This window comes from Mucilaginibacter sp. P4_C11 (assembly GCF_056402115.1).
Map to the genome: position 1 here is coordinate 104,791 of NZ_JBFUIA010000008.1, position 20,818 is coordinate 125,608.

Sequence of the window (20,818 nt, forward strand, 5' to 3'; positions counted from 1 at the left end):
TTGTTCATGAGAAAAGAATAGTCAATACCATAAGATTTATATTAAAAACCCTAACATGCCCTAAAAGTTTTAAAGGGTTTGCAAATTTCCAATCAATGAGTTTTTAGCTAAAACAATGAATGCCATCTTTCGGAATTCCGGGCACCAGGATAAGCTATCGTCATAAAAACAAAGGGGGAGCGGATAAAAAAATGGCTTTTTACTTTTTTTACAGTCATACAATCGATAGAATAAAATAGCTATCGCGAATTTACCGCGCCTCCCGGTTTCAGGGATTAAACAGCTTCCAGTGCCCTTCGCTGATAACCTCAATGCCGTCGTCGGTCACTTTTATGGCGGTCTGGTCGTCAATCGCGTATGAAGGTACTGCTATCGTAGCGGCCAGTTTTTCAATATTGTCCATAGAATTCTTCGGGAACCATTCATGATCTAAATGCGGGTGTAAAGCAAAATCAACCAGTTTTAGCGACTTATCACTTTCGGTCGGCAAATTATGGTTACCGTAAGTGGTTCCAAAGCGGGTCATGATCATACTTCCGGCGCTTAAGCCCACATACACCATCTTTTGCAATAACGAAGGCAAACGTTTTGCCAGGCCCGATTGCTGCATCCAGTAACACAAATACTGGCAATCGCCCCCTCCAACCAGCAAGGCATCAGTCTCCTGCAGCATGGGCAACCAAAGTTCTTCTTTGATGGTTGGCAGTGCAGTAAGTTCCAGTATTCCTAATGATTTCCAACCCAGATCACAGAAAGGATCGCCTAACTGCCCGCAAATTACCTTGCGTGATATATCGGCCCCACCGGCTATGCCGTATATGGCGGTAGGGATAAAAAGGGCGCGGGCTTCGGCAACGGGTTTCCCCAGTAAGTCAATAAGTGCTTTATGGATGCTTGTATTGCTTATGCCGGCAGAAGTGAGAAGCAGCTTCATGATGTTTCAAATTGATAGATTAAAGTAATTATAATGATTGTATAAAAATAAAATGCATGACGTAAACAGCGGTGGGTCAATTGCGGCAATATGGAGGTATTTTGCGACGATGTGTATTGGTATGCCATATTGATGTGCTTCAAAAAAATCATGTAAAGAATGGCCGGTAACATCTGAGTTAAACCCTGCCAGTCAAACGAGAGAGCATGCTTTTTTTGCAGCCCTTGTCCAATTCCAAAAACCTCAATTGTTATCGGGTTATAATTCATAAATTCAATAACAATTAAAGCTTAAAAAAATGAACGAGTATGCGCTAATTATGAGACATGAGGATGGTACAAAAATAGCCTCGCCAGAGCAAATGCAAATATGGATGAAACAAACCATGGATTGGATAGGCAGTATCGCCGCCCAAAACAAATTTGTAAGCGGCACGGGCCTGCCTTTTGACGATGCCCGTGTGGTTCATTCCAACAAAATGGTTACCAATGGTCCGTTTGGCGAGATTAAGGAAACTATAGGTGGGTTTATTGTGGTAAGAGCCGAATCTGCAGACGAGGCGGCGGAATTTGCAAAAGGCTGCCCGGTTTTGCAAGGCGAAGGCAATACGATGGAAGTACGCCGCATTGCCAAAAATGATGGGGCACACTAAAAGCTTTAAAAAGCCTCTGTACATTTATAGGGGCTTTCCCGCTTATGGAACAACAGGAGTTAATACCACATTTATTCAGGACGGAATACCGGAAGATAGTCTCGGTATTGTGCAGGCGCTTTGGGTTTGATGAAATGGAGACAGCCGAGGACATCGCCAGTGAAACCTTCCTCACCGCCGCGCAAACCTGGGGGTTTAACGGGCTACCCCAAAATCCTGTCGCCTGGTTGTATCGCGTTGCTCAAAACAAAGCAAAAAATTATTTACAGCGCGATTTAACTTTTCAAACTAAAGTTGCGCCGCAAGTAAAAAGCGACTTTTCAGGACGCTATGAAACTGAGATAGATTTATCGCCGCAAAACATTAGCGATAGTCAGTTACAAATGATGTTCGCTATTTGCCACCCTTGTATCCCTCCTGAGGCCCAGGTGGGCTTGTCGCTCAGGATCCTCTGCGGGTTTGGCATTGATGAGATCTCTGAGGCTTTCCTGAGTAACAAGGAAACCATAAACAAGCGCTTGTATCGGGCCCGGGAAAAGTTACGCGAGGCGCAGATCAAAATAGAGCTTCCCGCTCCGGCGCAGATAGATAAGCGACTTGAAGTTGTACTGACAACCATTTACCTGCTGTTTAACGAGGGATATTATTCCATTAGCCAAAATCAGGTACTGCGGCAGGATTTGTGCTTTGAGGCCATCAGGCTATGCCAAATGCTTGCCGACAATGAGCATACCAATAAACCTGCGGTTAATGCCCTGCTTGCGCTGATGTATTTTCACGCCTCGCGGTTTGATGCACGGTTAAATAAAAACGGCGAAATAATTTTGTATCATGATCAGGATACAAGCCTGTGGAATGCGGATATGATCCTCAAAGGCGGATATTATTTAAACAAGTCGGCTATAGGCAGTACACTTTCAAAATATCACCTGGAGGCCTCAATTGCCTATTGGAGCACGCAGAAAGCGGACACTAAAGCGAAATGGGAAAACATATTACAGCTTTATAATCGTTATTTGCAGATTGCCTATTCGCCTGTAGCGGCGCTTAACCGTACCTATGCGCTGGCTAAAGCAAACAGTAAGGAGGAAGCCATTGTTGAAGCCGAAAAATTGAACCTTACGGACAATCAGTTTTATTTTGCATTGCTGGGCCAGCTTTATACCGGTATTGATAACCAAAAAGCAAAAACGAATTTTCAAAACGCCCTGACTATTGCCAGAACATCAGCAGATAAAAAAATTATCCAGAAAAAAATAGACGAACTTGAAGAATGATCGGCATACGTACGTCAAAAGATCGCGTATTAGGAATTTTCATTCCTACGGTCAGCAAGGAAACTTGGGGTGGGACACTCAAAGATTTGCTATTTTACTCCAGTCAACAACACCCACTTTTGCTGCCCATTGAATATATTCGTCCTTCAGCTGATTGACTAATGCCGGAAATTTATCTGCTACATTGTTTATTTCAGACCGATCCGCATCAAGGTTATATAACTCCCAGGGTTGCCCCGGCTCGGCAACCAGTTTCCATTTGCCTTTCCTTATGGCCCTGCTGCCTTCGTGCTCCCAAAACAGTGTTTTATTACCGGTGAAAGGTTTGCGTTTAAATGCATCAGCCAAACTAACACCTGCCAGGGGTGTTAGCTGCCTGTTTTTAAATTGAGTTGGATATCTTACGCCTGCCAGATCAAGACAGGTGGGCATCAGATCAATCAGGTGCCCAGGACTGCTGTTGGTGCTGCCTGCTTTAATGTGCCCCGGATACCACGCTATGAGTGGTGTTGCTATGCCGCCCTCATGCGTATTGCGTTTAAACAGTTTAAACGGCGTATTACTTACGTTGGCCCAGGGTATCTCATAACTATCTATTGAATTTACCGAGCCGGGTACGCCAGATTTTTGGATGACCGTAGATAAACTTTTTACTTCATCGGCACTGCCGCCGTTATCTGAGGCGAAAAGGAGTATGGTATTCTTATCTTTTCCCAGTTGCTTCAATTTAGTCATAATTTCGCCTATGCAAGCGTCCATGCGGTAAACCATGGCTGCATAAATGGCCATACGGGTGTCCCATTTATCTTTTTCTTCGGCAGATAAGGAATCCCAGGCCGGTGCGCGCTTATCACGTGCAGATAATTGCCATTGCTTTTTGATGATACCTGCCGCCAATTGCTTTTCGTAGCGTTGTTTTCGCAAAACGTCCCAACCTTTAAGGTACTGGCCCTTATATTTTGCAATATCCCGGGGCAAGGCCTGGATAGGCCAGTGCGGTGCATTATAAGCTACGTACATAAAGAAAGGTTTTTGCTGCGCTTCGATCTCGTCTAAAGATTTGAGAGCAAAATCTGTAATGGCCTGTGTTAGATATTTTGAAGTATCATTGCGGGTTACTTCTTTATCATTCAGCATAAAAGTAATCTTGCTGCCATCGTTATACAGCGGTGCCGAATTAAAGTAGCTGCTGCCGTTGTTCAACATCGTAAATGACCTATCGAACCCGCGATTATAGGCCAGTGCAGATTGCTGCAAACCTACATGCCATTTTCCCGATACTATGGTATTATAACCCGCTTCATCTTTTAACAACTCGGCAATGGTGGCGCTGTTTTCGTTTAAAAATCCCTGGTATGCGGGCGAGCCTTTATATTTTATCATATCGCCCACACCAGCCTGGTGAGGGTATAAACCGGTTAACAACGCCGCCCGCGATGGGCAACACCGGCCTGCGTTATAAAACTGGGTCATTTTAAGGCCCTCGCTGGCCAGCCTGTCTATATTAGGCGTGCTGATTTCCGAGCCAAAACAGCCGATATCAGAAAAGCCCATATCGTCGGCCAAAATGATGACGATATTGGGCTTTTGTTTAGGGGCCTGCCCAAATGCAGGCCCCATATACAATATAATAAGAAGTAGGCAGCAAATTCGTTTTAGCATAGCTTTGCTTTATTTACCATTGGCAGCCAGGCCTGTTTTCGCCTGATCGGCAACGGCGGCTATTTGGGTGGTTGATGAAAAGCCCTGCTTTTTCCAAACTTCCTTGCCGTTTTTATACAATACCAGTGTTGGCAGCACATTTACTTTTAACTCTTTGGCAAGGGCGGTGTTGTCATAAACTTCAATGCTGATCACCTTGGGCGTAAAGGCAGAATTGGCCTTCAATGAATCAAGCACAGGCACCAGTTTTTTGCAGGCGCCGCAATACCTCGATCCAAAATCAACCAAAACCAATGGCGATGAAGCGGCCAATTCGGTAAACTGGGCATTGGAAAGCGACACGCCTTTTTTAGTAGTTGAAATAATGGGATAGCCGGAGCCAATCCAGTTAGCCAAACCACCCGGAAGCTCTTCTACATCTTTAAAGCCTTTGGCCCTTAACTCGCGCGACAGCACAGCACTACGGCCATTGGCTATTGAATAAACAAACGTAGGTTTAGCCTTATCCAGCCCATCAAGTTTTTGCTGATAGTCGGCAGCTTTGGCATCAACATTTGTAGCGCCTTTAATATGGTTTTGTGCAAACTCTTCGGCAGCGCGGGCGTCAAGTACCTGCGGATCTTTGGCCTGTTTTAATTTAGCGGCAAAGGCTTCAAGCGATAACAAAGCAGGCGATTGCGCTTTTACCTCGCCGGTAAAAATTACCAGCAGGGCCAGTAAAATAGTTTTTAAGTTTTTCATAATCTTAATTGTTGTTTTCGAGGTGATGGATTCTTTTATTGTTAATATCATCCCTATCGATAAATGGATAGATGTGGTTCTTCTTAGCTTCGGCATCAAACAAATCTTTCAGTTCCTTTAGCTTTTCCGGGTATTTCTTAGCCAGGTCAACACGTTCGTTAAAATCTTCGTTCAGGTTATACAGTTTCCAAACGTCTTTATCATAATTACGCTCGGGGATGGTTTTCTCCTTCGGAAAGTTTATCAGGTCTACGTTATCCGGGCGGTGCGCAGCCTCGGCCTTCCAGCCATCTTTATAGATAGACCTTGAAGTAAAAATGTAATAGTACTGTTGGGTATGTAACGATTTTGCCTGGGCATTATTAAACGAGCTGAACAGCGATTTGCCTTGCAAGGTATCCTGTTTAATACCCTTAATAAACCCGGGCAGTTTTAAACCGGCAGCTTCGATGGTGGTAGGGAAGATATCCGAAACATGGCCGTATTGGGTGCGAATGGTGCCTTTTTCTTTGATCAGTTTTGGATAGTAAACAATCAGCGGGTTATGGGTCCCCCCTTCGGCATCGGCATCTGATTTCCAGTATTTAAATGGCGTGTTAGCTGCTTGTGCCCAACCCAACGGGTAATTGGTTGAAGCTTCGGGTGTGCCGATTGTTTCGTAATCGCTTTCGTTTTTTTTGATGTAATCAGCCTCAAGCGTAGTTAGAGCAGAGTTTTTAGGGTTGATGACACCGTGAACGGTTCCTTCCTTACTTGCGCCGTTATCCCCTATCATCACAAAAACCAATGTATTATCAAACTGGCCCGATGCTTTCAGGTAGCTGATAACCCGGCCAACCTGGTTGTCTATATAGGTAAGATACCCCGCATAAACTTCCATAAAACGGGCATACAGTTTCTTTTGATCGGCAGGCAGGCTGTTCCAGGCCTGGATACGTTCGTTACGTTCGGGCAGTTTGGCATAAGCGGGAATATAGCCAGCTTTTTTCTGGTTATCAAAAACCCGTTGGCGGTATACGTCCCAACCCTCATCAAATTTGCCTTTATACAAGTCGCTCCATTCATGACTTACCTGGTGCGGTGCATGCGTGGCGCCCGGCGCGTAATACAAAAAGAAAGGCTGATCGGGCGCCGCCTTATGTGCTGCGTCAATATAAGCGATGGCTTTATCGGTTATCTGCTCGTTCAGGTTACGGCCATCTGGTTTAATGTGGAAGTTATCCTCTACCAAGTGCGGCGGGTGATACTGGTCTGTCGCCGATTCCAGGAAACCGAAGTGATGGTCAAAACCTTTGCCAGTAGGCCAGCGGTCAAACGGGCCAACTGCCGTGGTATCCTCATCGGGCGTTACACCCCATTTGCCCACCGCGAAAGTGCTGTAACCGTTGGCGCGAAGTGCTTCGGCAATGGTGCCTTTATCAGCCGGGATACGGCCATCATAACCGGGGAACCCGGCCGCCGTAGAGGCGTGGGCAAAGTTACCCATATGCACATAATGGTGATTGCGCCCGGTAAGTAATGACGACCGTGTTGGCGCGCAAATACCAGCCGTGTGGAAATTGGTATACCGCAGACCATTATTGGCCAGTGTATCAAAATTTGGGGTACTGATAAGCCCGCCGAAAGTGCCGGATGCACCAAAGCCAACGTCATCCAGCAATATCCAAACAATATTGGGTGCTCCTTTAGGGGCTTTAAGCGGTTTGTTCCACCATTCTTTTGATTCGGCAAGCGTTTTTCCCTCCACGCCTTTATAAGTGGAAGGATCAATAGGTGCTATGTTTTGCGGCGTTACCGGTACCTGCGGCAACTGCGCAAAAGCAGGCACGCTAAACACAACAGCTATGGCCGATAGGGCTATAATTCGATGATAGGCGTATTTCATGATCGTACTATTTAGTTTTACTTTTTATAATTTTTGTGGATGCGCTGGTGGTAAACATCGTACCAGTCGATAAACGGATACAGGTTGTTCTTTTTAGCCTGCTGGTCAAAAACCGCTTTAAGCTCTTTTAACTTTTCAGGGTATTTTTTTGCCAGGTCAACACGTTCGTTAAAATCCTGGTTCAAGTTGTACAGTTCCCATACATCTTCGTCAAAGCTTTTATCGGGCACATTCTGTCCAACCTTAAAATCACCCAGTTCCACGTTGTCCGGGTGGTGCGCAGCCTCTGCTTTCCAGCCATCGCTATAAACCGACCGTGAGCCAAAAATGTAATAGTGCTGCAAAACATGGCGGGTGGGCGCTTCAGGATGATCAAAGGAATACACCAGCGATGTACCTTGTATAGTGTCTTGCTTAACACCCTTTATATATTCCGGTAGTTTGATACCGGTAAACTCCAGCGTGGTAGGCAGCACATCAATTACATGCCCATATTGGGTACGGATAGTCCCTTTATCTTTAATGCCCTTTGGATAATACACAATAAGCGGATTGCGTGTGCCGCCTTCTGAGTTGGCATCCTGTTTCCAGTATTTAAATGGTGTATTAGCGGCCTGTGCCCAGCCCAGGGGATAATTGGTAGTGGCCTGCGGTGTGCCTATATCGGTAATATCTTCAATGTTGGTTTTCAGGTAAGTATCTTCTGCAACCAGTTTGGCTGAGTTCTTTTTAGGATTGATAACACCGTGAACTGTACCTTCCTTACTTGCCCCGTTATCGCCAATGATTACAAATACCAAGGTATTATCCAGTTGCCCGCTTTGTTTTAAATGATTAATAAGCCTGCCAACTTCATGATCGGTGTAGGTTAAATATCCGGCGTAAACTTCCATGAAACGGGCATACAGCTTTTTCTCGGCTGCCGGTAGTGAGTTCCAGGCCGGGATGCGAGGGTTGCGCTCAGGCAGTTTGGCATAAGCCGGAATAATGCCCAGTTGTTTTTGCCTGGCTATAACTTTTTCCCTGAAATCGTCCCAGCCGCTATCAAACTGGCCTTTGTAAAGATCGCTCCACTCGGTGGCCACCTGGTGGGGCGAATGGGTGGCACCCGGGGCATAGTATAAAAAGAATGGTTTATCGGGCGCTGCTTTATGCTGACGGGTTAAGTAAAATATGGCTTTATCGGTTATCTGGTCGTTAAGGTGGCGGCCATCCGGTGTTACATGGGCGTTATCCTCAACCAAATCGGGCTTGTACTGATCTGTAGCCGAGCCGAGGAAACCAAAGAAGTGGTCAAAGCCTTTACCTGTAGGCCAGCGGTCAAAGGGACCGGCATCGGTAGCGTCTTCATCAGGCGTAAGCCCGTATTTGCCCACTGCAAAAGTATTGTAGCCATTCTCGCGTAATATTTCGGCAATGGTTCCCTTGTCTGAGGGGATACGACCATCATACCCCGGGAAACCAGCTGACAAGTTTACGTGCGAAAAACCGCCCTCATGAACATAGTGGTGGTTACGCCCGGTAAGCAGGGCCGACCGTGTTGGCGCACAAATACCAGCCGTATGAAAGTTGGTATAACGCAGCCCGTTACTGGCCAGCGTATCAAAATTGGGGGTTTTAATGATGCCGCCAAAAGTGCTTGATGCCCCAAAGCCAACATCATCTAAAATAATCCACAATACGTTTGGGGCGCCGGCGGGCGCTTTATGCGGCTCGGGCCACCACTCCTTTGAATCATCAAGCGTTTTGCCCACCACGCCGCCATAAGGTTGATTATTTTGGGCCTTTGCACTTTGCAACCCAATTAAACCAATGGCCATTATAACAGGCCATGTTTTTTTATGGTAACCGGTTTCGGAATGCCCCGGCAGTTTTTTTGTCAACTTGTTTAATATCTTCATGATATGTGTATGTTATGGTTTAAATTGAGCCTGTTGAGCAGGGAAGCCAACCTTTGTTAAGCTATCAATGGCGCCAATATTGTAGCCCAAACTATACCCCAGCGTTGCCAGGGAATCTGCAGCTTTGCCGCTGCGGTTACCAGAATGGCAATACAGGTATATGTGCTTTGTTTTGTCTAATTTTTTGATCTGATCGGCAAAATCAGCACCCTTGATATTGATATTGGCCGCATACTTTAAATGCTCCTTGTTATATTCATCCGGGGTGCGTACATCTACCAGGTAGGCTTTACCCTGCTCTACCTCGGCAAGCAGTTTTTTACTTACTTCGGGTGTTACTACAATTTTAGCCGATTTTTTTTGCACGTAAGTTTGAGCCTGTATACCTGTAACCACCAGGAGCAGCAGGATAATGATGTTTAGTTGTTTCATGACATTAGTTTAATCTTGATATTATTCGGCGTAGCTGGAGCGAAATTTTACGCCCCAGCGGCCGTTTTCCTTAGTTAATATGTACAATGATTCATATTGCCCTATGAGGCTGCCATCGGCCCGGAAGCGCGAAAACCGGGTATCCACGTGCACCTTATCGGCTGATGCCTGCACAATATTGCGGTGGTCCCACTGGCTGTGGTCCCACCCTGCCTTATGCAGCTCGCCAAAAACTTTGGCCGAATCGCGCAGGCCGGCTTTCTCTAACACTGACATTTTTCCGCCGGCCAGCCGGTAATGCGGAAACTGGTAGGTGGCCTCCCAACCCTTCAAATCTTTGGCATTAAAGGTGGTCATATACTCATCAAGCACCTGCAGCACGGCAGCACTTACCCGTGGGTCGATACCGTGCGAGCCGCTTTCGACAGGGGCCGCCTGGGCAAATACCCGGCCCGAAAAGCCTGTCAGCATCAAAAGGATAACAATTACTTTTTTCATCACTATGGTTTTATTGCCAGCCAGGATTTTGGGTGAGCTTGCCGTTGCTATTATCTATTTCCTGCTGCGGTATCGGGAACAGGTAAAATTTACCCGCCGCGCCTTTGCTTACATTGGTTTTGCCCACCTTAAGCAAACTCGCCTCAAGTATGCCCTTGCCCGATGCATCACGTTCGCGGATCAAATCAAACCAGCGCTGGTACTCAAAAACAAATTCCAGTCTTCGTTCTAAATAAACCGCATTGCGAAAAGATGCCTGGTCAAGCCCCGAAAGGTCATCAAGCCCGGCACGTTTCCTAACCCGGTTGATAGATGCATAAGCTTTAGTAGTAGGACCATTCAGCTCATTCTCCGCTTCAGCATGGATCAACAGCACGTCCGAAAAACGGATGATTGGCACATTAGCGCCCGATTCTGCTTCGTTGGCAGCTACACTCGGGTCAAAATATTTATTAAAGAAGGGGATCGAGTCGTTAGCTATTGTAGCATCATTCAGCTTACCATAGTACAGGTTGGTTGCAGGGCTTTGAAAACGTGTTACAAAGCTTACCCGCTTACGTTTATCATTGGCCGGATATAGTTTATAGATACTAAAAAACTTATCTACGCCATTCGGTTTGGTAGCATCGGGTACCGAATAAAACACTACCTGGTCGGCATAACTACCTACCATGCCGGGTATGCCGTTCAGCACAGACCGCGGCGCCTGGTTATTGCCTTGCCCCTGCGAGTTTGATTTAAACTGGGCCGAGAAAATGTGTTCTTTGCCATTTTCGGTAGCAGGCAAAAATACATCGGCATAGTTGGTAAACAAATCGTACCCGTACGGGCCGCTTATCACCGCTTCGGCCTGGGTTACGGCCTTGTCCCATTTACGCTCGGTAAGATAAACTTTGGCCAATAATGAATACGCCGCACCCGCGGTTGCCCTGCCAACATCTGCGCCGGTATAGCTATTCGGCAAATCGGTTGCGGCAGCGGTTAAATCAGTTTCTATCTGGGTGTAAACCGTAGCGGCAGCCGTTCTGGGAACCTGCAGATCAGACAGGTTGATAGACGTTTGATCGTGAAGTACCAAAGGCACATCGCCGTACAAACGCACCAGGTTAAAGTAATACAAAGCCCTCAAAAACTTCGCTTCGGCAACAAGCCTTTTGTTTAGCGTAGCATCAAATTTAATATCGGGTATGGTATCAATGGCAATGTTGGCCTTTTTTATAGCCGCATAATGTTGTTGCCATATCTGCAAAATACGCAGGCCCGATGCCGAATGCCCAAGCACTGCTTGTGAACGTACATCGGCGTTTGTAGCACCAGGACCAGGGCCTTCGTCATCACCCATAAAATCCATACCTGTATTAAAAAGGGTATTATATGGTGTTTGAACGCTGTTTGCGCCTGCGTTTAACAACGAGTAAGCAGCTGTAACCGAAGCTACGGCATCGGCCTGGGTTTTATAAAACTGGCTTGCCGGTATAAATGATCGCGGATCCTCATTGAGTTTGGCGCATGAAACAGCGCCGAGAGCGATCAGTAAGATCAGGTATTTAATATTTTTAGTTTTCATGTTTTAAAAATCAAAAGTTAACCGCTACAGGGTGATCCCTATACCTACAATAAACGACTTGTTGTTAGGATAAGCCCCATTATCAACACCCGAGGTAATGGCCGACTGCTCATTACTGCTTACTTCCGGATCGTACCCGGTATATTTAGTCCAGGTAGCCAGGTTTTGCGCGTTTGCATAGATCCTGATCTTCTTGATTGGCGACGTGGAAAGTACCGATTGCGGGAAAGTATAGCCTATACTGAGGCTTTTAAGACGCAGGTATGAACCATTCTCTACAAACCTGTCAGATATGGTTGGCGCCGGGTCCTGGAAAGCGCTGTGAACATCGGTATTGGTATTTGTTGGTGTCCAGCGGTTGAGTAACGTGGTGGTGGCATTGGTGTAACCTGTACCAAGTTCCAATACCGCCCTTTGCTGGTTATAAATTTTATTACCATAGGAGCCTTGCAGAAATACGCTTAAGTCGATGCCTTTATAGGAAAATGTGTTGGTAATACCACCTGTAAATTTAGGTTGGGCGTTACCAAGAATTACCCTATCGGCCACTTGTGTTATTTTGCCATCTCCATTGATATCCTTGTAGTTTTGGCCGCCAGCCGATGTATTGGCGGCCGGGGTAAGTATCGTACCGCCGGCCTGGATTAAGCCATTGGTTTTGTAGCCGATAAATGAACCAATAGGCTCACCAACTTTAAGGATAGAAGGCAGGGACGAATCCGGAATGAACTGGGTAACTCCATTGCCGCCCAGGCTTAATACCTTGTTCCGGTTAACAGCAAATACCAGGTTGGTGTTCCACACAAAACCACCGGTTAGGTTATGCGAGTTTATCCCAATCTCGAAACCTTTATTTTGCACCGAGCCCACGTTTTCATATTGCTGCGGGTTGGTGATGGCAGTATTGGTAATAATGGTTAAACCACTTGTAGCGGGCAATGGCAGATAAAGCAACAGGTTGGTTGTTTTTTTGTAATACACATCGGCCGTTATACTGATGCGGTCTTTAAATAAACCAAGGTCGAAACCAAGATCATATTGAGCTGTTTTTTCCCATGTTAAGTTGGGGTTGTACAGGCTGTTGGGTGCAAAACCGGCAACAGTGGTATTACCAAAGTTGTAACGATAATAACCTAATTGCGAGTATGACTGGTATGCCGGAATATCGCTGTTACCGGTTTGGCCGGCGCTCAGGCGCAGTTTTAACTGGCTGATAGCAGTTACATTTTTAAGAAAATCTTCGCTCGAGGCATTCCAGGCTACCGCTGCAGATGGGAAGGACGCCCACTGATGCCCTGGTGCAAATTTTGATGAACCATCGGCACGCAAGGTGAGCGTTAACAGGTATTTGCTGTTAAAGCCATAATTTACCCTGCCCAGGTATGATTTCAGCGCCCAGATATTTGAGGATGTAGAAGGGGCTATCGCGAAGCCGCTTCCTGATATGGAGGTAATACTTCCCGAGCCAAGGTTATTATAAGTATCATAATCGCTAACAAAACCCGATGCACCGTTGATAGAGCCCTCGGCCTTAAATTGTTGTTGCGTAAAACCAGCCAACACGTTTAATGAATGCTTACCAAATTTTTTATTGTAGGTAAGGGTATTTTCATTAAGCCAGTTATACGAATTAAGTGTACCGACTTCACCAAGGCCAGAGTAACCAGATCCTTCATATACCGAAGCTGGCAAATACCTGTTTTGCTTATTATCAATAATATCTATACCCGCCAGTACCCTTGCTGTAAGATTTTCGGTAATCCTATAATCGCCGGCTATATTGCCCAAAATACGGCTTGTGGTAGTGGTGTTAATTTGGTTATACAGCGTATTGATAGGGTTACCGTAGGTACCTTCAAATATATTTTTGATAAAGAACGATCCATCGGCATTGTAAATGGGCGTAGTAGGCGTCATCAGCAAAATCGCCGGTACTACACCTGCCGGCGCTATCTGGGCTGTAGTGCGGCTGCCGGTTATGAACGACGATATTTTGAACTTATCATTATAATCGTGCTCAACATTTACGCGACCTGCATAACGCGCAAAGTTGGTATTTTGCAATATACCGTCCTGTTTAAAATAGTTGCCCGAAAAAGCAACCCGTGTTCTTTCGGTACCCGAAAATATTGATAGGCTGTGGTTTTGCGTGTTGCCTTTGCGGAAAGCCGCATCCTGCCAGTCGGTATTGGCATTGTAAGGGTTTAATTGAGCTTCCGTTTGTGTTGCCTTGCCGCTGTTTGTCAAAGCATCGTTACGCAATGCTTCCCATTGTATTGTATTTAACAGCGGTATGGTTTTAATCACTTCCTGCTTACCGTAACTGCCATCGTAATTAATGGATGATACACCAGCTTTACCTTTTTTTGTTGTGATGATGATAACACCATTGGCACCCCTTGTACCATAAATAGCTGTTGCCGAAGCATCTTTTAAAACCTCGATGCTTTCAATATCCGAGGTATTGATAGATGCCAATGGATTAATTTTAGGACCATTGGTTACGCCGGCATCCGTTAACGAGTTACTGTTTGACGTTGGAAAACCATCTATTACATACAAAGGTTCGGCAACGGCATTTATGGAGTTTACACCACGCACCTGCACGGTTACGCCGGCACCAGGTTGCCCTGTGGCTTGTGTAACCTGGATACCAGAAACAGCGCCCTGCAAAGCCCTGTCAAGCGAGGGAACGGGTTGCTTTAAGGCCAGGGCCGGCACCGAAGCAACCGAACCGGTAATATCCTTACGTTTTTGCGAGCCATAACCCACAACCACTACCTGGTTTAGCTGAGTTTGGGCATCTTTCAGTTGGATTTCTACCGGGCTGCCATCGGCAATAAACTCTTGTTTTTCGTACCCGGTAAAGGTAATAATGAGTTTGTAAGGGAATTTTTGCCCGGTCACAAAGCTGAATTTACCCTCAATATCGGTTGCTACCGCGTGTGTGGTTCCTTCGATACGTACTACAGCGCCTGGCAGAGGTTCTTTGGTAGCGCCATCAATAACACGACCAACCAGTCTGGAATTTATTATTGGCTCCGTTTGCTGTGCAAAGGTTACCAGCGGGGCGGCAATCAGTACTAAGAGCGCGATTATTAAAGTTTTTTTCATGTCGACAGGTTTTTAAGAGATGAAAAACCGGACGACTGGATAACCGCATAAAACGGGGTATATGAGTACTGTTGACGAAAAACGCCGTCAACTACCTGCAGCATAAAAGATGCCGCGGGCCGGGAAAAAGGCAACGCATAGCCTTTCCCTGCTTTCGCAATATTTTGCATAAATTTGAATAGTTAAAATGACACAATTGAAACAGGCTCAACGCCAATCGATCCCTGTTTCGTTGTTTTAATGACTGGGGAAAGGCTTTGCTTTTCCCCTTTTTGCAGTAAGTAATAGTTCTATTTTTTCATGTTCCTTTCTCATTATGCCCGTTAAACAGGCAGATTATTTATTTAAGGGGTATTATTTTTCTTAAGAACACCCGCTCCATCGCACTAATTAGCACTGTATTTTGAGGTCATGCTCCTAAGGCCGGCAACAGCAATTGATTTGCAGATACTTACATCCATACCAACTCCGCATAGTTGGCATAGATGTAGCCTTTGCTGGCACTAATATTATTTTAGTTTTAAGCTTTTACCGGCTGCAACCTGAATGAAGCTTCGGCCGGTTCTGTTCCTGGCTCAACTACCGAGTCAGGCCTGTACAACTGGTGTGGCTGCAACGGAACATCTTGCTTAATCATGGGGCCATCCGCAGCAAGCTCGCTACCGGGTACTTTTGATTTAAATATAGGCCAGGCCAGCTGTGCGTACCATTGATCGCCTTCGTAATGTGATATGCCGTAAGCTTTAGGATACTGACGGGAAATATGTGCCGTGCCAAAAATGATATCCCACAAAAAGAACATGTTACCAAAATTACCTTTGTAATAGCCTACCCCATCATCAGTAGTAGCCGCGTGGTGGGCGTGGTGCGTTGCAGGTGTTGATATGGTACGCTCCAAAATCCAGGCCAATGGGTGTAATATTTTGTATTGATAAAACGGCTTGTCCCAGGGAATACTTGAGTGGGCCAGCGTGGTAATGGTGCCTTTAATACCTTTAACAACAACAGCAGGGATACCTAAACCAAGATAAACCAAAGCCGTTGTTAAGTAGGTTTGCGAAAAGAAAATAGTATAAATGATATTTTGCCTGCTGGCCATAGCCATACCCATATATGACGCCGAATGATGGGTACGGTGAAAACGCCATAACCATGGCACTTCATGATGCAAACGGTGGTACCAGTATTGAGTAAGATCATCAGCCACCGCGATGATAGCGCAGCCCCAGAAAAATGGCACCCAGCTAAAAGAATCTTTAAAACCCGGTAGTATAGCGGGCAATACCTTTAGCCCATAATACGCAACCAGCGGTTTCACTACCAGCTTTGGAATGGTAAAACAGGCAATATCCACCCATTTTTCATTCTTGTTCCAGCGTTTTTTGTAAAGGCCGAATGAAAATTCGAGCACACCGAGTACCAGTACCAAAACGGAAAAACCATAACCGTTAAGGTTTTCTATTACTTGTTTTATCTGTTCAATCATTGCTTTGTGGTTGAGTGTTTACAGTTTTGTTCTTTATAGTATTTTGTTCTTTATGCTGTTGCTTCTTTTCCCAGGGGCGTTGGCCGGTTATATAAAAAGTTGCAAACATGAGCACGATGGGTAGCGCGTAAAGCAGCAGGCTGAGCAACGCGTTTTTGACTATCCGTACTTTAGTGGCTTGTTCCAGTTTCATAATCGGTTGCTTTTTTGGTGAATTGTGAATGCTATTTTAGTTTTTGAGCTTCGCTCCAGTAGTTTGCGGGTGAGCCACAGGCCACCGAAAATGATAATGAAAGGTATCAGGGTTACAATGATGCCAACCAATACCTTTTTCCCAAGCAGGGAAACGTCGTTAATGGTCATAATGAAAAATATTAAGTGGTAAGTAGCACCTGATACCGCACAACATTAGTCACGCCGGCACAGGCACCTGTTAGTTAAAAAATGAATTCTGTAGTCAGCGAACCGTGTGTAAAATAACGGGAGCTGGAGAAAGGACTAAATCCTTATGATGCTATATCAACAGCTACAACAAGAAATACAACAGCAGGTAAAAGCAATAGCAGTTGATGGGTAATTAGCAAGGCCGTATTTGGGTAAAAGATCGGGTTGCATGGTGGTTGCTTTTAATGATTTAATTGTTTGTGATTTAATTACAGGGGCAAATATAAAAAAGGATTTGATATATACTACTATTTCTATAGAAATTATATAACATAATTTATTTATTTGCGTTAAAGCCCCTAAAACCATGAATAAGCTTAGCAATTTACTGCTTTTAGCCTGTCGGTATTCGCTCATATTAGTCAACTTTTGATGCTGCGATGGCGATGCGGCCAATCCTTCATGATTAACAGCGATAAATATTATCGGATAATAGCCATGATGTTGACCGGGGATTCTTGACATCCAAAATAGCCCTAAACAAAATTGCTTTTTTTTGGTTATTTTGGTTCACAATATAAAACAGCCGGCCCCCTCATGCAATTAACTGACGGAGAAGATTTACATAATGCTGTGCTCCATGCGCCTATTGGAATTTGCATATTAAATGCGGATTCCTTTGTTGCCGAAATTGTCAACAAGAAATTCGTGGAAGTAGCCGGAAAGCCTTACGAAACTATTTTCGGTCAGTTTTACTGGGATGCCTTTGCAGAGGCCCGGCCTTATTATGAGGAGGCCCTGGCGGGGGTAGTTAAAACCGGCGAGGCTTATTATGCAAATGAAGTGGAGCTGATGCTGATCAGGCATGACCGGGAAGAAAAAATCTTCGTTACTTTTGTTTATGCCCCCATAAAAGATGAAGCGGGTAAAGTAAAAAAAGTAGCAGTTTGGGTACTTGAAAATACCAGCCAGGTAAATGAACGGCAAAATATTGAAGCAGCGCGGGCGGCCTTTAAGCGGGAACGCGACCGGCTTAAGAACTTTTTTATGCAAGCCCCAGCTGGTATTTGCATCCTTGACGGGCCTGATTTAGTTTACGAATTGGTTAATCCCGCATACCAGGAATTATTACCCGGCCGAAGATTATTAAACAGGCCACTGTTTGAAGCGCTACCGGAGTTAGTAGGTACTCCATTGCAAGACGTGTTGTTAAACATTTATCGTACAGGAGAGCCTTACCAAATGAACGAGCTGTTGATACCAATAGCCGAGTATGAAGGCGGGCCTACAACCAACCGTTATTTCAGTTTTAATTACCAGGCACGCCGCGATGAAAATGACCAGATTGATGGAATCATGGCGTTTGTATTCGAGGTAACCGGAATGATAGAGGTACAGCAGGATTTGCAACGAGCCAGGGAACAGTCAGATCAGCAAAAAAGGGTATATGAAACAATCACGTCTGGTACACCCGACCTGATATACGTATTTGATTTAAACTCTCGCTTTATTTATGTCAATCAGGCGTTGCTTGCCATGTGGGGCAAAACATGGGAAAATGCAGTTGGCAAAGGACTTCTCGAAAACGGTTACGAACCCTGGCATGCAGAAATGCATGAACGCGAGATAGACCAGGTTAAAGCAACCAAACAACCTATTCGCGGAGAGGTATCTTTTCCGCATGCTATTTTAGGCCGCCGGGTGTATGATTATATTTTTACCCCGGTAATTAATGAACATGGGGAAGTAGAGGCCGTTGCCGGTACAACCCGCGATATTACCGAACGCAAACAATGGGAAGAATCACTTTCGAACGCTTCGGAAGAATTACAAGCGATCAATGAAGAACTGGCGGCCGTTAACGAAGAGCAAGCCGCTTCTAACGAAGAATTAACCGCCACTAACAACGAATTGGCGTTGGTTAATCAGCGATTGCACGAGGCACAACAAAAAATAGAGGAAAGTGAAGTGGCGCTGCGTTTAGCGATTGACGCTGCCAATTTCGGAACCTGGTTTATCCATTCTGTAACGCGGGAGTTCATTGTTGATGTACGTCTGAAAGAGTTATTTGGATACTATCCCCACGAAGACCTTTCTATTGAGCAGGCATTGGCACAAATTACTGATGAATACCGCCATTTTGTAGCTACTAAGCTGGAAAACGCAATTTATAACGGTGGGGATTATGATATTATTTATCCTGTGGTGGGCTTGCATGACAACCAATTGCGCTGGTTGCGGGCCATTGGCAATTTAAAAGCCGATCCTTCCGGCGCCTTTTCGGCATTTACCGGGGTGGTCATGGATATTTCCGACCAGCATATAGCCACAAAAAAAATAGCACGCGCCGAAGAAAGTTTGCGAATGGCCACTGAAGCGGCCGGCTTAGGAACCTATTATATCAACGTGATCGACCGGATCTTTTACCCTTCAACCAAACTTAAGGAATTCTTTGGTTTCGGTTCCGAAGAAGAGGTGCCGTATGAGGCTGCTATCAACCAGATTCACCCGGATTACCGACAGGCGGCTGCCGACCTTGTGGAAGAGGCGATAACCAAAGGCGTAAAATTCGATATGGAATATCCCATTATTGGCCATAACGATGGCAAAATAAGATGGGTGCGAGGCATTGGAACGGTACAGCAGGATGAAAAAGGCATCAACCGCTATTTTACCGGTGTGCTGCATGAAATTACAGAACGCAAACTTGCAGAGCAGCAACAGGCTGAATATACAAATAAACTGCAAGCGGTTAACGAAGAAATAGCGGCATCAAACGAGGAACTCATTACTACCAACGAGGAGTTAATGGTTATGCAGCAGCGGCTGGAAGATACCAACCAGGAACTGGCCGCCAGTGCCTCGCGCCTGCGCATGGCTATTGAATCAACCAGTCTGGGCACCTGGGATTATAATCCGCAAACGGGGGAACTTTACTGGTCTAAAGAATGCCGCGACATCTATGGTGTGCATCCAGATACACCCGTTACTTTTGCTTTATTTGCTGAACACATATACCCAGACGACCGTGAGTGGGTACAAAAGGAGATAGAAAAAGCCATCCATCCTGAAAAGGGCGGCCGGTATGATATTAGTTTCCGGATCAACCGTTTTAATAATGGTGAAACACGCTGGGTTAAGGTACACGGCTCGGTTTATTTTGAATCGGGCCTGGCGACCCGCTTTATTGGCACCGTTCTGGATATTACAGATATGAAAGATGCCGAAAAGCAAAGTGCAAGGTTGGCAGCCATCATTCAATCTTCAGATGATGCCATTATAAGTAAAACACTTGACAGTGTAATCACCAGCTGGAATGCCGCGGCTGAGCGCATCTTTGGCTATCCGGGTGAAGAGATGATAGGGGAAACCATCTATAAACTCATCCCGGAAGACCGCCTTGATGAAGAACCGCAGATATTGGCGCGTTTAAAATCCGGTGAGCGCGTGCAGCATTTCGAAACAAAAAGACAAACCAAAGATGGCCGCCTGATTGATGTCTCACTCACCATATCGCCTGTTAAAGACCCGCAGGGCAATATTATCGGCTTATCAAAAATTGCCCGTGACATTACCGAAAAGAAACTGGATGAAACACGCAAAAGCGATTTTATAGGCATGGTTAGCCATGAGCTAAAAACGCCGTTGACTTCACTGGGCGCCATTATCCAGGTAACCAATGCCAAACTTGGAACCAGTGAGGATAGCTTCCTGGTGGGTGCCATGCAAAAAGCAAACCAGCAGGTAAAGCGTATGACAGCCATGATCAACGGCTTCCTGAACATCTCACGGCTGGAATCGGGAAAGATCCACATCGAGAAGCAGGATTTTGATATGGAAACGCTGATTTTGGATGTGATCGAAGAAGCTAACTTAACCACCAGTACGCATGTCATCAACTATGACCAGCGCCAGCCGGTGCTGCTGAATGCCGACCGCGACAAGATTGGCTCGGTGATATCGAATTTTATAAGTAACGCTATCAAATACTCGCCAAAAGGTAAATATATCGACGTATCCTGTATCGTAAAGGACGGCGAAGTTATCCTGAGTGTTAAAGACGACGGCATGGGTATTAAGCCGGAGGATCTCGACAAAATTTTCGACCGTTATTACCGTGTGGAAACTAACCATACCAGGCATATATCCGGTTTCGGGATTGGGTTATACCTGAGTTCGGAGATTATAGAGCGCCATGGCGGCAAGGTTTGGGCGGAGAGCGAAAGCGGAAAAGGATCCACCTTTTATTTCAGTTTACCACTGGCAACTTTCTGATACCTTTAAT

General features: G+C 45.5%; 16 protein-coding genes. 3 read left to right on the forward strand and 13 right to left on the reverse strand.

The window, feature by feature from the left end; genetic code table 11:
• Window positions 1-268: 268 nt before the first annotated feature.
• Window positions 269-934 carry a Type 1 glutamine amidotransferase-like domain-containing protein gene (locus AC1DU2_RS09470; RefSeq protein ID WP_477383895.1) on the reverse strand — a complete coding sequence of 222 codons (666 nt, stop codon included), beginning with the start codon at window positions 932-934 and terminating at the stop codon, window positions 269-271.
• 298 nt (window positions 935-1,232) lie between these two features.
• Between AC1DU2_RS09470 and AC1DU2_RS09475 the strand changes: the two genes are divergently transcribed.
• Both AC1DU2_RS09475 and AC1DU2_RS09480 read left to right on the forward strand, forming a co-directional pair.
• A complete protein-coding gene (locus AC1DU2_RS09475; RefSeq protein WP_147055852.1) occupies window positions 1,233-1,586 on the forward strand; it encodes a YciI family protein in 354 nt (117 codons plus the stop codon).
• Between the two features lie 44 nt (window positions 1,587-1,630).
• On the forward strand, window positions 1,631-2,863 hold the full coding sequence (locus tag AC1DU2_RS09480) for an RNA polymerase sigma factor (RefSeq protein WP_477383898.1): 1,233 nt from the start codon (window positions 1,631-1,633) through the stop codon (window positions 2,861-2,863).
• Between the two features lie 78 nt (window positions 2,864-2,941).
• Here AC1DU2_RS09480 and AC1DU2_RS09485 read toward each other — a convergent pair whose 3' ends face one another.
• The 12 genes from AC1DU2_RS09485 to AC1DU2_RS09540 all read right to left on the reverse strand — a co-directional run bounded on the left by AC1DU2_RS09485 (window position 2,942) and on the right by AC1DU2_RS09540 (window position 16,512).
• Window positions 2,942-4,483, reverse strand: coding sequence for an arylsulfatase (locus AC1DU2_RS09485; RefSeq protein WP_477383900.1), 1,542 nt, complete (start codon window positions 4,481-4,483; stop codon window positions 2,942-2,944).
• A 51-nt stretch (window positions 4,484-4,534) separates the two neighbouring features.
• Window positions 4,535-5,266: a thioredoxin domain-containing protein gene (locus AC1DU2_RS09490; protein ID WP_477383902.1), complete on the reverse strand. Its 732-nt coding sequence runs from the start codon at window positions 5,264-5,266 to the stop codon at window positions 4,535-4,537.
• A 4-nt stretch (window positions 5,267-5,270) separates the two neighbouring features.
• The gene (locus AC1DU2_RS09495) at window positions 5,271-7,151 is read right to left on the reverse strand and encodes an arylsulfatase (RefSeq protein WP_477383904.1); all 1,881 of its coding nucleotides are present in this window, start codon (window positions 7,149-7,151) and stop codon (window positions 5,271-5,273) included.
• 17 nt (window positions 7,152-7,168) lie between these two features.
• Complete coding sequence (locus tag AC1DU2_RS09500) at window positions 7,169-8,971, reverse strand: arylsulfatase (RefSeq protein ID WP_477384056.1); 1,803 nt, start codon at window positions 8,969-8,971, stop codon at window positions 7,169-7,171.
• A gap of 93 nt (window positions 8,972-9,064) precedes the next feature.
• Window positions 9,065-9,484 carry a rhodanese-like domain-containing protein gene (locus tag AC1DU2_RS09505; RefSeq protein ID WP_477383906.1) on the reverse strand — a complete coding sequence of 140 codons (420 nt, stop codon included), beginning with the start codon at window positions 9,482-9,484 and terminating at the stop codon, window positions 9,065-9,067.
• Between the two features lie 21 nt (window positions 9,485-9,505).
• Window positions 9,506-9,982, reverse strand: a complete 477-nt coding sequence (locus AC1DU2_RS09510; RefSeq protein WP_477383908.1) for a hypothetical protein — start codon at window positions 9,980-9,982, stop codon at window positions 9,506-9,508.
• 10 nt (window positions 9,983-9,992) lie between these two features.
• The gene (locus tag AC1DU2_RS09515) at window positions 9,993-11,549 is read right to left on the reverse strand and encodes a RagB/SusD family nutrient uptake outer membrane protein (protein WP_477383910.1); all 1,557 of its coding nucleotides are present in this window, start codon (window positions 11,547-11,549) and stop codon (window positions 9,993-9,995) included.
• Between the two features lie 24 nt (window positions 11,550-11,573).
• Window positions 11,574-14,663: a SusC/RagA family TonB-linked outer membrane protein gene (locus AC1DU2_RS09520; RefSeq protein WP_477383913.1), complete on the reverse strand. Its 3,090-nt coding sequence runs from the start codon at window positions 14,661-14,663 to the stop codon at window positions 11,574-11,576.
• Complete coding sequence (locus tag AC1DU2_RS09525) at window positions 14,660-14,833, reverse strand: hypothetical protein (protein ID WP_477356656.1); 174 nt, start codon at window positions 14,831-14,833, stop codon at window positions 14,660-14,662. The genes AC1DU2_RS09520 and AC1DU2_RS09525 overlap by 4 nt, the downstream gene beginning before the upstream one ends.
• 350 nt (window positions 14,834-15,183) lie before the next feature.
• Complete coding sequence (locus AC1DU2_RS09530; RefSeq protein WP_477383915.1) at window positions 15,184-16,149, reverse strand: sterol desaturase family protein; 966 nt, start codon at window positions 16,147-16,149, stop codon at window positions 15,184-15,186.
• Window positions 16,142-16,342, reverse strand: coding sequence for a hypothetical protein (locus AC1DU2_RS09535; protein WP_477383917.1), 201 nt, complete (start codon window positions 16,340-16,342; stop codon window positions 16,142-16,144). The genes AC1DU2_RS09530 and AC1DU2_RS09535 overlap by 8 nt, the downstream gene beginning before the upstream one ends.
• On the reverse strand, window positions 16,339-16,512 hold the full coding sequence (locus tag AC1DU2_RS09540; RefSeq protein WP_477383919.1) for a hypothetical protein: 174 nt from the start codon (window positions 16,510-16,512) through the stop codon (window positions 16,339-16,341). The genes AC1DU2_RS09535 and AC1DU2_RS09540 overlap by 4 nt, the downstream gene beginning before the upstream one ends.
• 618 nt (window positions 16,513-17,130) lie before the next feature.
• On the opposite strand from AC1DU2_RS09540, the gene AC1DU2_RS09545 reads away from it, so the two are divergent.
• Complete coding sequence (locus tag AC1DU2_RS09545; RefSeq protein WP_477383921.1) at window positions 17,131-20,808, forward strand: PAS domain S-box protein; 3,678 nt, start codon at window positions 17,131-17,133, stop codon at window positions 20,806-20,808.
• Window positions 20,809-20,818: the final 10 nt, after the last annotated feature.

Excerpts from the sequence above, each read along its gene's own strand:
- AC1DU2_RS09490 (WP_477383902.1), bottom strand. The coding sequence starts at position 5,266 with ATGAAAAACTTAAAAACTATTTTACTGGCCCTGCTGGTAATTTTTACC.
- AC1DU2_RS09475 (WP_147055852.1), top strand. The coding sequence starts at position 1,233 with ATGAACGAGTATGCGCTAATTATGAGACATGAGGATGGTACAAAAATA.
- AC1DU2_RS09495 (WP_477383904.1), bottom strand. The coding sequence starts at position 7,151 with ATGAAATACGCCTATCATCGAATTATAGCCCTATCGGCCATAGCTGTT.
- AC1DU2_RS09530 (WP_477383915.1), bottom strand. The coding sequence starts at position 16,149 with ATGATTGAACAGATAAAACAAGTAATAGAAAACCTTAACGGTTATGGT.
- AC1DU2_RS09515 (WP_477383910.1), bottom strand. The coding sequence starts at position 11,549 with ATGAAAACTAAAAATATTAAATACCTGATCTTACTGATCGCTCTCGGC.
- AC1DU2_RS09510 (WP_477383908.1), bottom strand. The coding sequence starts at position 9,982 with ATGAAAAAAGTAATTGTTATCCTTTTGATGCTGACAGGCTTTTCGGGC.
- AC1DU2_RS09535 (WP_477383917.1), bottom strand. The coding sequence starts at position 16,342 with ATGAAACTGGAACAAGCCACTAAAGTACGGATAGTCAAAAACGCGTTG.
- AC1DU2_RS09505 (WP_477383906.1), bottom strand. The coding sequence starts at position 9,484 with ATGAAACAACTAAACATCATTATCCTGCTGCTCCTGGTGGTTACAGGT.
- AC1DU2_RS09520 (WP_477383913.1), bottom strand. The coding sequence starts at position 14,663 with ATGAAAAAAACTTTAATAATCGCGCTCTTAGTACTGATTGCCGCCCCG.
- AC1DU2_RS09485 (WP_477383900.1), bottom strand. The coding sequence starts at position 4,483 with ATGGGGCCTGCATTTGGGCAGGCCCCTAAACAAAAGCCCAATATCGTC.
- AC1DU2_RS09525 (WP_477356656.1), bottom strand. The coding sequence starts at position 14,833 with ATGCAAAATATTGCGAAAGCAGGGAAAGGCTATGCGTTGCCTTTTTCC.
- AC1DU2_RS09470 (WP_477383895.1), bottom strand. The coding sequence starts at position 934 with ATGAAGCTGCTTCTCACTTCTGCCGGCATAAGCAATACAAGCATCCAT.
- AC1DU2_RS09540 (WP_477383919.1), bottom strand. The coding sequence starts at position 16,512 with ATGACCATTAACGACGTTTCCCTGCTTGGGAAAAAGGTATTGGTTGGC.
- AC1DU2_RS09545 (WP_477383921.1), top strand. The coding sequence starts at position 17,131 with ATGCAATTAACTGACGGAGAAGATTTACATAATGCTGTGCTCCATGCG.
- AC1DU2_RS09480 (WP_477383898.1), top strand. The coding sequence starts at position 1,631 with ATGGAACAACAGGAGTTAATACCACATTTATTCAGGACGGAATACCGG.
- AC1DU2_RS09500 (WP_477384056.1), bottom strand. The coding sequence starts at position 8,971 with ATGGCCATTGGTTTAATTGGGTTGCAAAGTGCAAAGGCCCAAAATAAT.